The organism is Streptomyces sp. NPDC047453, assembly GCF_040643155.1.
In the GTDB taxonomy this organism is placed as follows: domain Bacteria; phylum Actinomycetota; class Actinomycetes; order Streptomycetales; family Streptomycetaceae; genus Streptomyces.
Genome location: NZ_JBEYTS010000023.1, coordinates 34247 through 48932, shown reverse-complemented (window position 1 = coordinate 48932; position 14686 = coordinate 34247). Strand labels below are relative to the sequence as shown.

Genomic DNA, 14686 nt, shown 5'->3' with positions numbered 1-14686 from the left:
CCACCCGCCGTCCGCTCAGCCGCCACCCATGGTCAGGAACCGCTGCACCAGCGAGGCGAACAGCACCGCCAGCAGCGGCAGCGAGAACCAGAAGCTGCCCTGGAGCCACCGCAGCCGGCGCACACTGGGCCGCATCGCGACCCTGACGACCTCCCGCGCCGTCAGCATCACGGTCAGCGCCAGCGCCGCGACTCCGCCGACCACCGACCACGGCGTCCACGTCACCCTCGGCCCGATCGGCCCCGGATCCGGCTCGGGCACGGGACCGGAGGGCTGCTCGCGCAGCTCGTACAGGGTCACGTCGTCGTTGCCGAGGACCTTCCTCAACTCCCGCCGGTCGTCGAGGTGGCGCACGAGTCGTGACTCCCAGGTGGCCGAGTAGCCCACGTCCATCCGCAGATACGTCACCTGACTGCGGTTGATCATCAGGTACGCGTTCGGACCCGCGTCCTTGAGCGACTTGACCAGGCCGGAGACCAGCACCGGGTCGGTCGGCGCCAGGGTGGGCACGTAGTCGACGCGCTCCATGTCCCGCGCGCCCCACGGCATGGCCGGAGTGACGTTGGTGGCCGGGTCGTTGCTCAGCCACAGCAGCCGTACCGTCGGTTTGTCGTGGGCGTACACGTAGTCCATGGCCGCGACCTCGCCGGGCCGGATCCGCTCGAAGGTCTCGTTGCCCCACCGGGCGACCAGGAAGCCGCCCATGAGCAGCAGGCCCGCCATCAGCGCGGCCAGCGGCGCCAGGCTCACCCGGTCCTTGTCCCGTTCCTCCGCGGTGGCGCCGGTGCGCGGGAAGAGCGCGAGCGCGGCGAGCAGGGCGGCCCCGGGCAGGGCGAACATGAAGACCCGCAGCGCCATCTCGCCGCCGTAGGACTGCATGCCGAAGCCGAGGAACGGCACGAAGGTGAGCACCAGCAGCGACCGCTCGCGGTACTTGTGCTCGCGCCGCCGCCACCAGCCCCAGCAGGCGAAGGCCATCACGGAGCCGGCCAGCAGCACGCGCGTGTACAGCACCAGTTGGTGGGTCGAGTCGCCGCCCTGGATCCGGCCCGAGACGGACGTCGAGACGTTGCTGCCGACCCCGCCGACCCCGCCGAACAGCTCGTCGAAGTGCCCGGACCAGTACGGCTCGGCCATGAAGCCCAGCCAGAACGCCGCCAGGACCGCGAACAGCACGGGCAGGCCGCGCAGTTCGGATCTGCGGACCAGGACGAGCACGGCCAGCACGCCCAGCATCACGAACGGGGTGAGCTGGTGGGCCGGGACGCTGGCGGCGAACAGGCCGATCACCACCAGGAGCAGCACGGCCCGCTGCCGCCGGTCGGCCGGCTCCACCTCCGCCTCGCCCGGCCGGGCCTTGGTCCACAGCATCCGCGGCGCCCGGAACCAGACGAGGAGGATCGCCACGAAGGCCAGGTACAGCAGATAGGTGAAGCCCTGCGGGGAGAAGTAGTCCTGGCCCACCCAGCCGCTGAGCACGAAGATCCATACGCCGGTCCACCTGGCCCGCCAGCTCGCCCGCAGCGAGCGGGTCAGCAGGAACATGGGGGGCAGGTACAGCAGTTGGACGGTCAGCGGCCACCAGCGGATGACCTCGGTGAAGTCGCTCAGACCGCACGCGCGGGCGACGAAGGCGGCCACCGCGAAGAACCCGGGCCAGCTCCACCGGGCGTCCAGGTCCGGCACGGCCGATCCGGTGCGGTCGATGAAGTCGATGAAGCCGAGGTGCTGCCAGGCGGTGGCGAAGCGCGGCTCGCTCTCGATCACCGCGGGCAGCGCGTGCAGGGAGACGACGGTGGCGACCAGGGTGACCAGCAGCAGCGCCCGGTGTTCGCGGCGCAGCCACAGCAGCGCGGCGAACACCCCGATCAGCAGCGCGGCGCCGGCCAGGGTCGGCAGCGGCAGCACCGAGACGAGGCCGAGGCCGCCCATCCGGTCCAGGTCGGAGTCGTCCAGGCGCAGCGCGGGCACCCAGTACAGCAGCAGTGCCGTGGTCAGCAGACAACCGAGCAGGACGCCGGCCCGGGTGGGCGCGAGTCGGTCCCGCCAGGACGGGTCGGGCCCGCTCCGGGCGGGAAGTTCCTCCTCCGCCGCGGCCTCCCGCGGCGAGGTCCCCACCTTCGGCACGAGGTCCAGGCCCCCGGCCGCGAAGTGCGCCTCCGGCACGACGGCCCGCTCGCCGGTGGAGTACGGGCCGTCCGGTACTGCGGCCCGCTCGCCGGTGGAGTTGGGCCCGTCCGGTACGACGGCTCGTTCCTCCGTCCCGAACGGGGCGTCCACCTCCCGCTCGGTCGGCCCCGGCGAGGACGGTGGGACCGGCTTCAGCTCCTCCACCGGGAGCCCCAGCGCCTCCGGACCGTGCGCCCCGGCCGGCGGCCGATCGGGGTCCACCGCGGCGGTGCCGGCGGGCGGGGTGCCCGGTCCGGGCCGTACGTCCGGCCGGCGCTCCACGTGGTCGAAGTCGACGTGGATGCCCAGGGCGAGGGTGTCGGACTCCACTGCCCAGGCGGGCCGCCGGTGCGGTGCGGTATCGGCGGGGACCTCGCGCGCCCCCAGGTCGGCGAGGTCCCCGTCGGGTGCCGCGTCGTCGGGGACGTCGGCGGCGGGCACGGCCCTGACGGTCCGGTACAGCTTCGGCGCGGCGATCGCGACGATCACGGCGAGGCTGGAGATCTCCGCGACGCCGGCGCCGGTCAGCCCCATCCGGGGGAGCAGCAGCAGCGTCAGACCCAGCACCAGCGCGCACAACAGGCCCTGGAGCCAGGCCAGTCCGGCGGTACGGCTCTGGGCGCGCAGCACCGCGAAGTACGTCTCCATCACGACCCGAAGCAGCGCGCCGACGGCGAACCAGCGCAGCAGCGGGGTGGCCGCGTGCGCGTAGCCCTCGCCGAAGACGTGCAGGATGTACGGGGCCAGCAGGAACAGCAGCCCGCAGATGGGCAGCATGATGCGGGCCATCCGCTTCAGCGCCGCGCGGGTGTTGGCGGCCAGCCGGGCCGGGTCGTGCGACCCCTCGACGGTCAGCGAGGCACCCATGTTGATGGCGAGCAGGTTGACCGTGCCGCCGATGGTGGTCGTGATGTAGAAGTACGCGTTGTCCGCGGAGCTGACCTGCGCGGCGATGATCACCGGCACCAGGTAGACGACCGCGAGGGAGAACAGCGAGCCGGTGTAGTCGCCCGCCAGGAACCGTCCGAGTTCCTTCGCCGTCGGCGGCCTGGCGTGGTCCTCGGTCGCCCGTACGTGCCGGGGCACCAGGCGCCGGAACACCAGCCAGCCCAGCGGCACGATGGAGAAGGCGATCGCCGCGACCCAGGAGACGAAGACGCCGGTCGTCGGGATCGCGACGGCGAGCCCCACCAGCAGGGCCAGCTTCACCGCCGAGAACACGGTGTTGCCCACCGGGACCCAGGGCGCGCTGCGCAGCCCGGTCAGCACCCCGTCCTGGAGGGTGAGCAGGTTCCACGCCATGACGGCGACGACGAAGCCGAGGCCGTGGGCGAGCCCGTGCAGGAAGCGGTACGACGGCCCCCACATGTCGAGGGTGAGCAGGAACACCCCGGCCGCGCACGCCACGATCAGTGAACTTCCCACGTACGTACGGGCGATGAGACGCCCGGTGGCGCGGCCGGAGATCGGGATGAAGCGGGCCAGGGCCCCGGTGAGCGTGACCGCGGTCAGCCCGGCGAGGAGCTTCATGGCGGCGATGGCCGCCGAGCCCTGGCCGACCGCGTCGTCGGAGTAGTAGCGGGCCGCGACCAGCCAGTAGCCGAGGCCCAGCACCGCGGAGATCCCGGTGTTGAGCATCAGCGCGTAGGCGTTGCGGAACAGCGGGTTGCCGCCGGGGGACCGGCCCCGTCCGGGCAGCCGCAGACGGCGCCCCGGCTGCTCGGTCGCTTCGGGCCCGGTGGCGGATGCCTCGGTGGTGGTGGTCGTGTCAGACACGGGTGCTGATGGCCTTCCGGCGGACCTGTCGGGCTCTGCGGACCATGGCGTAGCCCTTGGTGAGGGCACGGTCCCTGGCGAAGTTCCGGGTGATCGCGCGGCCCTGGACGATCCGCTCGAACTCCTCGGTGGTCGTGCTGCGGCGCACCGTGAGCCGGTGCAGCGCGTAAGGGCCCTGACGTCGGCGGGCCAGGGCGTTGCCGACGGCGAGGGCCTGGGTGAAGCCCGCCGCCCGCACCCGGGCCCGTACCCGGCGGCTGGAGTAGCCGTAGGGGTAGGCGAACGAGGCGGGCACGGTGCCCAGTTCACCGGCGACGATCTCCTTGCAGCGGATCAGCTCCGACCACAGGGTGTCGTCGTCGAGCTGGTCGAGCTGCGGGTGGGTGTGGCTGTGCCCGCCGATCTCGACCCCGCCGGCCGCGAGTTCGCGCACCTGGTCCCAGTCGAGCATGGTGTCCAGGCCCCCGCCGGTGTCGTGGGCGCCGCGGATCCAGCCCGTGGAGACGAACAGCGTGGCGGGGAAGCCGTAGTGCTCCAGTGTCGGCAGGGCGTAGCGGTGCACGCCCTCGTAGCCGTCGTCGAAGGTGATCAGGACGGGGTTCGCGGACAGCGGCGGCAGGCCCGTGCCGCGCCAGTGCTCGGCCAGCCGGGCCGTGGTGACCGGCTGGAAGCCCCGGTCCTTGAGCACGGCCATCTGCTCCGCGAACGCCTCGGGCGTCACGGACAGTTCGCGGGTGGCCTCGTTGGGCTCCGGCGCGACCGCGTGGTACATGAGCACCGGCACGGGTGCGCTGGTACGGCCGTTCATGCCGTGCGTCCCCCCTCGTCCTGCCCGGTTCCCCCGCTGCGCGGGGTCTGCCCGGTCCTCCCGTCCTGCGGGGTGCGCGCGATCCCGGTCACCGAGGTCACCGAGAACCCTGTGCCGCCCCGCCGGGCCCTGACACTGCCGACGGCGTAGCCGCCCGCGGCGGTGAGCACCCCGGCGACGATCGCGCCGGCCCGGCCCGCGCCGCCCGGCCGGGCCAGCAGCGCGTCCCGCAGCCCGCGGGCCACTCCGGCGGGCAGCACCCGGGTGGTGTACCGGCGCTCGGACTCGAGGCCCTTCTGCGCGCCGACACTCCGCGCGACCAGCGCCTTCGACAGGCCCTCCGCGTAGACGCGGGTGCGGAAGTAGCGGAAGTGCTCGCGCGCCTCGGGCACCCGGTGGTGGATGACCGCCCGGTCGTCGATCAGGAGGACCGCGTCCGGCCGGGACCGGGTGAGCCGGATGCACAGTTCCGTCTCCTCGCAGCCCAGCGGGCGCTTGTCGCCGTCGCGGCCGATACCGGTGGCGAAGCCGCCCGCGGCGTCGAACGCCGTGCGCCGGAAGGAGGCGTTGCCGCCGAGCACGTTGCGCACCCGGACCCGGCCCGGCGGCAGGCCGCGGTAGGTGCAGCCCACCACCCAGTCGAACTCCTCCGGGAACCAGGCCGGCCGGCGGCCCGACGCCCAGACCGGGACCGTCCGGCCGCCGACGGCCATGACCCGCGGGTCCGCGTACCCCTCGGCGAAGTGCCGCAGCCAGTCCCGCTCGGCCACGGCGTCGTCGTCGAGGAAGGCGACGATCTCGCCGCGGGAGGCGGCGATGCCCGTGTTGCGGCCGGCGGACAGGCCGCGCGGGCCCGCGTTGGCGAGCACCCGTACCTCGCCGCCGTCCCGGTACTCCTTGTACTCCTCGGCCAGCCTCTCCAGAAGCGCCGGGTTGTGGTCCACCACCAGGAGGGTCTCCAGGGCCGGCCGGGACTGCGCCCGCACCGAGGAGACCGCCGCGAGGATGTCCTCCCAGCGGTCCTCGGTGTAGACGCAGACCACGACGGAGATGCCGAGACCGCTCAAGACGCCTCTCCCCGCACCGCGTCGAGCATCGGTGACCGGCGGCCCTGGCGGCGCAGCTCGCGCCGGTTGGAGCGCTCCTTGAGGATCACCTTCAGCACCCGCAACCCGTCCCGCACGGCACGCAGATTGCTGGCGCCGTGGATGCGCAGGTACTCGTGGCTGGGGATCTCCTGCACCTTCAGTCCGGCCTTGACCACTCTGATGTTCATGAGCGTCTCGACTTCGAAGCCGGTGCAGTCCAGCTCGATCTTGTCCAGGCAGTGCCGCCAGAACGCGTTGTACCCGTAGCACAGGTCGGTGTAGCGGGCGCCGAACTTGCGGTTGACCACGGCGCACAGGGCCCGGTTGCCGAGCTTGCGGATGAAGGTCATGTCGTCGGTGCCGCCGCCGTTGGCGAACCGGGAGCCCTTGGCGAAGTCCGCGCCCGAGACCAGGGCGGAGACGTAGGAGACGATCTCGCCGCCGTCGGCCGAGCCGTCCGCGTCGACCATCACGATGATGTCGCCGGTGCACTCCTCGAAACCGGTGATCAGGGCATCCCCCTTGCCCTTGCCGCGCTGGTCGACGACCTTCACCTTGGGCCACAGTTCCCGGGCCACTTCGACGGTGTCGTCGGTGGAATTGCCGTCCACGAGGACCACTTCGTGAATCCAGTCCGGAAGTGTCTTGAAGACGTAGGGCAGATTCTCGGCCTCGTTCATGGCGGGAATCACCACGCTCACCGGCGGTGTGATGGCCAGGTGCGAGGAAATGGGCCGGTATTCCGCGGCGAGCGTCGGATCCTGTTCCGACGAAGGCGAGCGCAGAACGGAGCTCATGAGTCGTGTTCCCTCTCGTCCGGCGGACCGCCCGCCCCTCGGGCGGCCCGGCTGTGTATCCGGTTCGAAAGGGGGGTTGATCACCCGGGGCGCGCCGGAACGGCTCTCCGAACACACCGGGTGAGCTGGCAAAGCTGTCCGGCCTGCCGGAAGAACGGCAGCCGGTCGCGCGGCACGGCTCGGTCACACCTGTGGTCACCGAGCACGGCACCCCCCTACCGCGCTCCGCGCCGGAACGTCCCGGCCCTGAGCCCTCCCCTAGAGCCGCTTGCCGACGGACCGATGCGGGTGAGATGTACGACGGTATTGATGATTGAACCAGTATGGCAAGACCTGGAACGAGGCCTCACGTTTTTGTTGGTTTTGCCGTAACGAAACCCTGTACGTACTGTTCAGCGCCTGGAACGGATTTGTCCCATGCGTTTGAGGATCCTGTCCGCGGGCTCGAACAGTTCCGGCCGCGACAGCACCGCGTTGCGCAGCGCCCGGACCGGGGCGCGGCGCGCCCGATGCCCGGCCGCCACCGGGTGGCGGCGTGTCACCCACCCTTCGGACACGCTGAGTTCGCGTGTCTTCAGGGAGTCCTTGTACTCCTTCTGGCCCCGGCCGAGATCCAGGTACGCGATGCCGTCGGCGGCGGCCGCCTCGGCCATGCGCAGATGCAGGATCAGTCCCGGGGAGAACTTCGCGTACGCCGGGTCGTAGGCCGGGAACCAGCAGGCCAGCACCCGCTCGGAGCGCAGCCCGAAGTGGGCGGCGACCGGCCGGCCGTCCGCGTACAGCACCGACAGGATCCCCGCGAAGGAGTCGGAGCGGGTGTGGAACAGCTGTGTCACCAGGCGGGAGATCCACTCGTGCGCGAAGCGGTCGCTGCGCCCGGTCCGCCGGTACTGGGCGGACTTCCAGGCCATCAGCCTGCGCAGCGCGGCGGGGTCGCGCTCGTCGTGGACGTAGCGCACCGGGCCCGTGTCACGGCCCAGCCTGCGCTCCTTGGCGAGCGTGGTCCGGGTGAACTTCGGCGACCGGGCGCGCAGTTCGCGCACGTAGGTGTCGTAGCCCTGGTCGACGTCCATGACCGGGGACGGGAAGCTGCCGGAGGCTCCCGCCTCGAACGGCTCCTGGCCCGCCACCAGGTGGTCGAACTCCCAGACGGCCAGTGAGCAGGCCCGCAGCAGCTCACGGGCGTCCCAGGTGAAGCCGGGCCGGTGCACCAGGCCCTGGCAGTCGGAGACGCCGAGCCCGACGGCCCGGCCTACGCCGGTCGCCGATCTCTGGAACGGGAAGAACGCGGCGGGCTCGCCGTCCTCGCGGACCACCGCGATCCGCACTCCGCGTCTGCACCGGCCCACCGCGAGCGCGAACTCGGGGCACAGGAAGGGGTTCGCCAGTTCCTCCGCACCGTGCAGATGCGCCTTGGACTGCATCGCGGTCCACGCCGCCCGGTCGGCGGCGCTCAACTCGCCGGGGCGGTACACGTTGATGTCCACGTCAGGAGCCCTGTCTTCTCGCCGTACGGCCGCGCTGCCGCCGCACCAGAACCAGCAGGAGAACGAGGGAGCTGAACGCGGTGACGGCCAGCAGTCCGCCGCTGACGGACCATCGGTGCACGGCCAGCATCCCCTGGGCCACCAGCATGTCGAGGACGACCGCGCCCGCCACCGAGGCGAGGACGCGGCCGAAAGGATCCAGCCCGCGCAGCGCGGCGGCGATTGCCGTGGCCGGCGCCGCGAGCAGGAAGAACAGCGTCAACGGGCCGCGCAGAGGGGAGTCGGAGCCGGTGAGCGCGAGCAGCGCACCGATCCCCCCGACTGCCGTCGCGGCGCCCGCGAGCAGCGGTGACAGGTCCCTCCCCGGCCCTGGCCGCGCCCGCTGACTGCCCGGTGTTGAAGCTGTCTTGATGCGTATGGTCTGCATTGGCGACTTTGCCCCCCGAAGCGCCGGATGCCGGGCTTCAATGTCGCGCAGCCCGCGGCGCCAGTCAAGATGCGGAAGCCGCCCGTACGGGTTCTCGCCTGCTTGCGAACTCCGTTCGAGTGGCCGGTTCCCGACCTCCCAAGCCCCTTGTGCCACAGCGGATTTCGTTGATCGCTGAAAAGTTTTGGCATGGACACTTCCAGTCAACACGCGTAACTGCTACGACGGTTACGGCAGAGATCCTGCTAAAGGGAGGTTCCATGAGACGAAGTTCCCGAATTTCCGCCTATATCGGTTCCCTCCTCCTGACCATCGGCTTCGCCCTGACCGGGGTGACGACGGCTCAGGCGTCCCAACTGGCGGCGAACGGCCCATATGTGGCCCTCGGCGACTCCTACTCCTCCGGGGTGGGCGCCGGCAGCTACATCAGCTCCAGCGGCAGCTGCAACCGCAGCACGAACGCGTACCCCTACCTGTGGAACGCGGCCCACTCCCCGTCGTCGTTCTCCTTCACCGCCTGTTCGGGTGCCAGGACCGACGACGTACTGGCCAACCAGCTCGGCCCGCTCAACTCCGCCACCACCCTCGTCTCGATCACCGTCGGCGGCAACGACGCCGGGTTCTCCGACGTCATGACGACCTGTGTGCTCCAGTCCGACAGCGACTGCCTTTCGCGCATCAACACCGCCAAGGCGTACGTCGACTCGACGCTGCCCGGCAAGCTGAACAACCTCTACTCGACGATCCGCTCCAAGGCTCCCAACGCGCGCGTGGTCGTCATCGGCTACCCCCGCTTCTACCTGCTCGGCCAGCTCTGCCTGGGCCTCAGCGAGGCCAAGCGCTCCGCCATCAACGGCGCCGCCGACCACATCGACGCCGCCACCGCCAAGATCGCCGCCAACCACGGCTTCGTCTTCGGCGACGTCCGCACCACCTTTACCGGCCACGAGATCTGCTCCGGCAGCTCCTGGCTGCACAGCGTCAACTGGCTCAGCATCGGCGAGTCCTACCACCCGACGGCGGCCGGCCACTCCGGCGGCTACCTCCCCGTGTTCACCAAAGCGGCCTGACCCACCGTCACCACCAGGGCCTCTTCGCGCCCGAAGCGGAGACTCCGCCCGCCGGGGTCTCCGCCGCGCCGGCCCGCCCCTCGGGCCGAGCCTCCGGGATCTCTCGGCCAGTGCTCAGCCCAGTGCCGCTGCCGCCCCCTTGAGCATCAGCCCGGCTCCCAGGGCGACGACCACGCACGCCGACCCGAGCGGCGCGGTCCTGCGCACCAGGGCCGCCGCCGGGCCCGCGGTCCAGCGGGGGCGCCCGTCCAGCAGCCGGTTCACACCGCTGCCCAGCTTCACCACGGCGATCCCGGCCGCGGTGAGGGTCAGGGCGAGCCCGACGCCGTACGCCACCACGAGCAGCAGCCCGAACCAGGCCTGCCCCAGCGCCGCCGCGCCCACCAGGACCACCACGGCTGACGGACTGGGCACGAGCCCGCCGGCGAACCCGAGGAGCAGGGTGCCGCGGAGGGTGGGGACCGCGGGGTGCGTGTGGGTGTGGCCGCCGTGGGTGTGTTCCAGGCCGTGGGAGTGGTCGTGAGCGTGATCGTGAGCGTGATCGTGGCTGTGCGAATGCCCGTGCCCGTGGTCGCGGTTGCGCCAGGCGCGGCGTACGAGGCCGGCGCCCGCCAGGGTGACCAGGACACCGCCGGCGACGCCCAGCCAGGCGATCACCGAGGGCGCGGCCGCGGAGCCGGCCGCGACCAGCAGCCCGAGGGCGACCACGCCGAGGGTGTGGGTGACGGTCACCGAGGCGGCCAGCGGCAGGACGTCCCTCGGGCGGGCCCGGCCGCCGCGCGCCGCCGCCATCGCCGCCATGACGGTCTTGCCGTGGCCCGGGGCCAGGGCGTGCAGGGCGCCGAGCCCGACCGCGACGACCAGGGCGAGGGCGGCGAAGCCGAGGGTGAGGTCGTGCCGGGCGATCAGGTGGTCCAGGGCCCGCGTCCAGCGGTCGGCGCCGCGGGGCAGCACGGAGGCGGCGGGCGCGTCGCGCCGCTCGTCGGCGAGCGCGGGGCCGCCAGGCCGCACCCGCAGGGACGCGGTGGAGGTGTCGGCCGGGGAGGACAGCAACCGTGCCGGATAGCGGGTCAGTTCGCCGGACACGGAGGTCTTCGGCACATCGGACGCGGTGAGCGTCATCCGGTCGCCGCGCGCCGTGATCTCCCGCCAGCCGGGCCCGGAGGACGCCTCCGCGCCGCGGAAGCCGACGGCGGCGGTGGCCCCCTCGGGCAGCGGCGCGCTCAGCCCGCACTCCACCCGGAGGGTGTCGAGGCCCGCCTGGCCGGGGCGCACGCGCGCGTGGCTGCCGTGCGCGGTGAGCGCGACCGTGCGTCCGTCGACCGTGACGGCGCTGTCCCGCGCGGCTTTCTCGCACCGCTGCCGGGCCCACGCGGCCAGGCCGATCCGCTCGATGTCCGGCTTGGCCTGGGTCGCAGGGATCTCGGCGAGGTCCTCGACGTGGTCCACGCGGAGCGCGCCGGGGGTGGCGACCAGTCCGTCGTAGCGGTTGACGGTGAAGTTTCCGAGCGGGTGCGCGCTCGCGGCGCCGGCCGGGACGAGGACGAGCGCGCAGGCCGCGACGAGGGCGGCCGCGGCGGCGCGGAGTGGGCGGAGGCGCATCACCGGGCCGCTTCCGCGGAGTTCAGGGTCGTACGTGCTGTGCGGGCGCCGAGGGGGGAGAAGGCAGGGTTCAGGTTCACGGCGGCCTTGCAAGGGGAGGGCTTCCCAGGCACGGTCGTTCCTGTGCGGCGCCCTGGCGAGGGCGGCCGTGGTGGCGGGGAGTGGATGGAGGTGCTTCACCGGGCTGTCTCCAGGGACTTCAGGGTCGTGCGTGCCGTGCGGGCACCGAGGGGGGAGAAGCCGGGGTTCAGCTTCAGGGCGGCGGTCAGGTGGGTGCGGGCGGCGTCGGTGCGGCCGGTGGCGTGCTCGATCATGCCGCGGTGGTAGAGGAACGCGGCGTTGCGGTAGCCGGTGGCCGTGGCCTGCCGGGCGTAGGGGTGGGCTTCCCGGGCGCGGCCGTTCCGGTGCAGCGCCCAGGCGAGCGCGTCCGCGGTGTGCACGGTGTGCCGGCGGGCCCACTCGGCGCGGGCCGCGCGCAGCGCCGCCCCGGCGTCGCCGTGGTCGGCGGCGGCGAGCGCCGTGTCGAGGTCGGCGTTGACACCGCTCGCGCGGGCGAGCGCGATCCAGGCGTCGACGAGGGCGTACTGGTTCCGCGCCTTCGCCCGGTCGCCGGCGGCGGCGCGGGCCTCGTACAGCTCGCCGAGCGCGACGAGCGGTCCGGGCAGCGGGTAGCGGGAGACGACGTCCTCCAAGTCCCTGACGGCGGCGGCGAGGTCACCGCTCGCCGCCCGGGCGCGGGCGCGCCCCTCCAGGGCGGGCAGGTAGCCGTCGTCGGTGGCCAGGGCCCGCGCGAAGTGGCCGAGGGCGGCCTTGTAGTCGCCCTGGTTCCAGGCGAGTTGGCCGAGCTGGGTGGCGACGTAGGCGATGTCGCCGCGGGAGGCGGCGGCGAGCGCCTGTTCCAGGACACGGCGGGCGGTGGTGACGTCGCCGCGCAGTTCGCGCACGTAGGCGTAGCGCGTGAAGACCGGCACGCCCGGGCGCCGGGCGTCGGCGGTGTCGGCGGCCTCGGACGCCGCGTCGTACCGGCCGAGTTCGACGAGGGCGTCGATCCGGGAGGACAGGGCGCGCTCGCTGTAGGGGTTCTGCTCCAGGGCCTGGTCCGCGTGGGTCAGGGCGCCGGCGAAGTCGTGCCGGGCGGCGGCGAGCGCGGCGCGGCCGGCGAGGGCCTGGTCGTTTCCGGGCGCCAGCTTCAGCGACCGCGCCAGCGCCCTCTCGGCCTGCGGGTACCGCGAGGGATCGCCCTTGGTGCGCGCCTCCTCGACGTAGGCGAGCCCGAGGGCGGCCCAGCCGGCGTGGTCCTTCGGCCGCACCCGCAGAAGCGCCTGGAGCGACGTGATGCCGGTGCCCGGACTTCCCCCGGCGAGCAGCTCCGGCGCCACGGCCCCGCCCGCGGGGCCGGCCGCCTCGTGGCCGTCCCGCCCCGCCCCCACGGCCAGGGCACCCCCGGTCATCGCCACGGCCAGCAGCACCACGAGTCCGACGAGCGGCCCCCGCCGCCGGCGGTGTCCCGTCGCGGCGACGCGCCCGTCCGTGACGGCTCCGTCGACGCCCTCGCCGGTGCCGTCCTGCGGGCCTTCGGCCTCGCGCTCCGCCGGGGCCGCGGGGGTGTCGTCGTGCGGGTGTTCGCGGTGGTGTTCCCTCGGGGGGTCCGCCGGGCCGTGTTCGGGCTCGGCGGGCCGGTTCTCCGAGGGCGTCGCGGGACCGGTGGCGTGGTGTCCGCGGTCAGGTGGGATGGGGTCGTCGCGCCGGGCCATGCCCTCTCCTTGGTCGCCTGGGTGTTCGGGCCGTACCGCCGGTACGGCCGGGTTCGCGTGGGGTGGCGCGGCCCGCGTCGTGAGGGATGGGTGGAACGCGGGCCGCGCCGGCCGGTGGGGGCGTGAGTCGGCACGGGGTCAGTACGGGCGCTGCGAGCGGCGGCGCCACCAGGACAGACCCGTGCCGATCAGCAGGACTCCGGCCGCCCCCGCGGCCGCCGAACCGGCCATCAGCATCGTGTCCCCGGAGGCGCCCGCCGGCCGCAACGCGTCGCCCAGCCCGCTGCGCACGTCCGCGCCCGTGCTCTCGGCGGCCCGTCCGCGCGAACCGGACGTCGGCTCGGCCACGTACGGGAACGAGCGATCGAACTCCTTGTCGTTCGCGTCGACCGCGTCGCCCAGGTCGTTCTTCGCGCCGAGCAGCGCGCCCTCCATCACCTGGAGCGCCGCGTCGATCACGTCGTCGGTGAGCCTGCGGCCGTTCGGGAAGCCCGCGTTGTCGCCGTCGAGAACGCCCAGCCGCTTGGGATGCGGGCTCGGCGCGATCGAGGTGTTCAGCCGCAGCTGCTCCGAAGGCCGCACGTACGGCGGCTGGTTGAGGTCCTTCACGCCCTTGAGGAACACCTCCACGAGATCGTCGCGCGGCTCGGCGGGCGCCTTGATCTTGTAGATCTGTTCGACGAGCTTCGGCAGTTCGGGATGGGTGACGTTCCGGAGGAACCGCGCGTCGCCGTAGGGCGAGGAGGCGTTGAACCCGTCCTTGTCCTTCTGCGGGTTGACGACCTCGTTGACGAGCGGGTTGCCCAGGCGCGAGACCTGCGTGAAGCCGCCGCGGGCGTTCTTGCGCTGCGTGGTCGACCAGATGCCCACGACGGGCTGCCCGGCCGACTCGCGGATCAGGTCGTTCGGCACCTGGAGCGCGATCGTGTTGACGTTGTAGCCCTTGAGCGTGTCGTTGCCGACCTCGGAGAGGTCCCCGCCGTACAGCAGGTCGAAGACGCGCAGGTCCGCGAAGAACGGGTCGTCGGCCTGCCCGGCGAACGTCGCCGCACCGCCCGGCGTCCGGTGGACGGCCTGCTTCCGCAGTGCGCCGTAGTCCGGCATCGACGCCTTGCCGACGTTCGACGGCGCCACCGGCACACCGTCCGCGAGCCGCGTCGTGGACATCTCCCGCCCGTGGCGCAGCCTGATCAGGTCGACGTCGTACGTCTGGGTCACGTTCAGGTTCGGGTCGTCCAGGCTGTGCACCGGGCCCGTGTTGTAGAGGAACGTGTTCTCGTCCTTGACGTGCGTCCTGAACGTGTACCGGAAGACCAGGTCGCTCCGCGCGTCACCGTCGTTGTCGATGTGCAGGTCGTACTGGGCGTCCTCAGCGAACGTGTAGAAGTTCGGACCCCCGGCCGGCTCCTCGAACGGTATCCAGTTCGCCACGAGGGTCGTGGTGTCGGGCTTGTCCGGGCTGACGAACGCGTACAGGTCCGTGTTGTCGTACTGCGGGGCGCCCGAGACGAGCGGCGCCTCCCGGTGGCTGGAGGCGGCGGCCCGCCCGGGTTCGAGCACGGCCGTGCCGGCGGCCGCGAGCCCCCCGGCGGCCAGCGCGCCGCAGACGAGGGAGGCGAGGCCTCTGCGTCCCTCCCCGGGAGCCGAACGCCTGGGGGTGCCCCCGCCGCGCTTGGAGAGACTGGAGAAAGGTGTCATGCCGATCCGT

General features: G+C 72.8%; 10 protein-coding genes. 1 reads left to right on the top strand and 9 read right to left on the bottom strand.

Annotated elements, in window-relative coordinates; all coding sequences use genetic code 11:
* Positions 1-15: 15 nt before the first annotated feature.
* The 6 genes from ABZ818_RS21160 to ABZ818_RS21135 all read right to left on the bottom strand — a co-directional run bounded on the left by ABZ818_RS21160 (position 16) and on the right by ABZ818_RS21135 (position 8552).
* On the bottom strand, positions 16-3945 hold the full coding sequence (locus ABZ818_RS21160) for a lipopolysaccharide biosynthesis protein (protein WP_361416544.1): 3930 nt from the start codon (positions 3943-3945) through the stop codon (positions 16-18).
* Positions 3938-4753 carry a polysaccharide deacetylase family protein gene (locus ABZ818_RS21155; protein WP_361416541.1) on the bottom strand — a complete coding sequence of 272 codons (816 nt, stop codon included), beginning with the start codon at positions 4751-4753 and terminating at the stop codon, positions 3938-3940. Before ABZ818_RS21155 ends, ABZ818_RS21160 begins: the two co-directional genes overlap by 8 nt.
* Entirely contained in the window at positions 4750-5820 is a 1071-nt protein-coding gene (locus ABZ818_RS21150; protein ID WP_361416538.1) for a glycosyltransferase family 2 protein, read from the bottom strand. The genes ABZ818_RS21155 and ABZ818_RS21150 overlap by 4 nt, the downstream gene beginning before the upstream one ends.
* Complete coding sequence (locus tag ABZ818_RS21145) at positions 5817-6638, bottom strand: glycosyltransferase family 2 protein (RefSeq protein ID WP_361416535.1); 822 nt, start codon at positions 6636-6638, stop codon at positions 5817-5819. Before ABZ818_RS21145 ends, ABZ818_RS21150 begins: the two co-directional genes overlap by 4 nt.
* Before the next feature lie 392 nt (positions 6639-7030).
* Positions 7031-8125, bottom strand: coding sequence for a GNAT family N-acetyltransferase (locus tag ABZ818_RS21140; protein ID WP_361416532.1), 1095 nt, complete (start codon positions 8123-8125; stop codon positions 7031-7033).
* A 1-nt stretch (position 8126) separates the two neighbouring features.
* Entirely contained in the window at positions 8127-8552 is a 426-nt protein-coding gene (locus ABZ818_RS21135) for a hypothetical protein (RefSeq protein WP_361416529.1), read from the bottom strand.
* A 260-nt stretch (positions 8553-8812) separates the two neighbouring features.
* Between ABZ818_RS21135 and ABZ818_RS21130 the strand changes: the two genes are divergently transcribed.
* Positions 8813-9622, top strand: a complete 810-nt coding sequence (locus ABZ818_RS21130; RefSeq protein ID WP_361416525.1) for an SGNH/GDSL hydrolase family protein — start codon at positions 8813-8815, stop codon at positions 9620-9622.
* Between the two features lie 114 nt (positions 9623-9736).
* Here ABZ818_RS21130 and ABZ818_RS21125 read toward each other — a convergent pair whose 3' ends face one another.
* From ABZ818_RS21125 to ABZ818_RS21115, 3 genes are all read right to left on the bottom strand, one after another.
* On the bottom strand, positions 9737-11224 hold the full coding sequence (locus tag ABZ818_RS21125) for a nickel transporter (protein ID WP_361416522.1): 1488 nt from the start codon (positions 11222-11224) through the stop codon (positions 9737-9739).
* 176 nt (positions 11225-11400) lie between these two features.
* A complete protein-coding gene (locus ABZ818_RS21120; RefSeq protein ID WP_361416520.1) occupies positions 11401-12978 on the bottom strand; it encodes a tetratricopeptide repeat protein in 1578 nt (525 codons plus the stop codon).
* Positions 12979-13116: 138 nt separating this feature from the next.
* Positions 13117-14676 carry a DUF4331 domain-containing protein gene (locus ABZ818_RS21115; RefSeq protein ID WP_361416517.1) on the bottom strand — a complete coding sequence of 520 codons (1560 nt, stop codon included), beginning with the start codon at positions 14674-14676 and terminating at the stop codon, positions 13117-13119.
* Between the last annotated feature and the right edge of the window lie 10 nt (positions 14677-14686).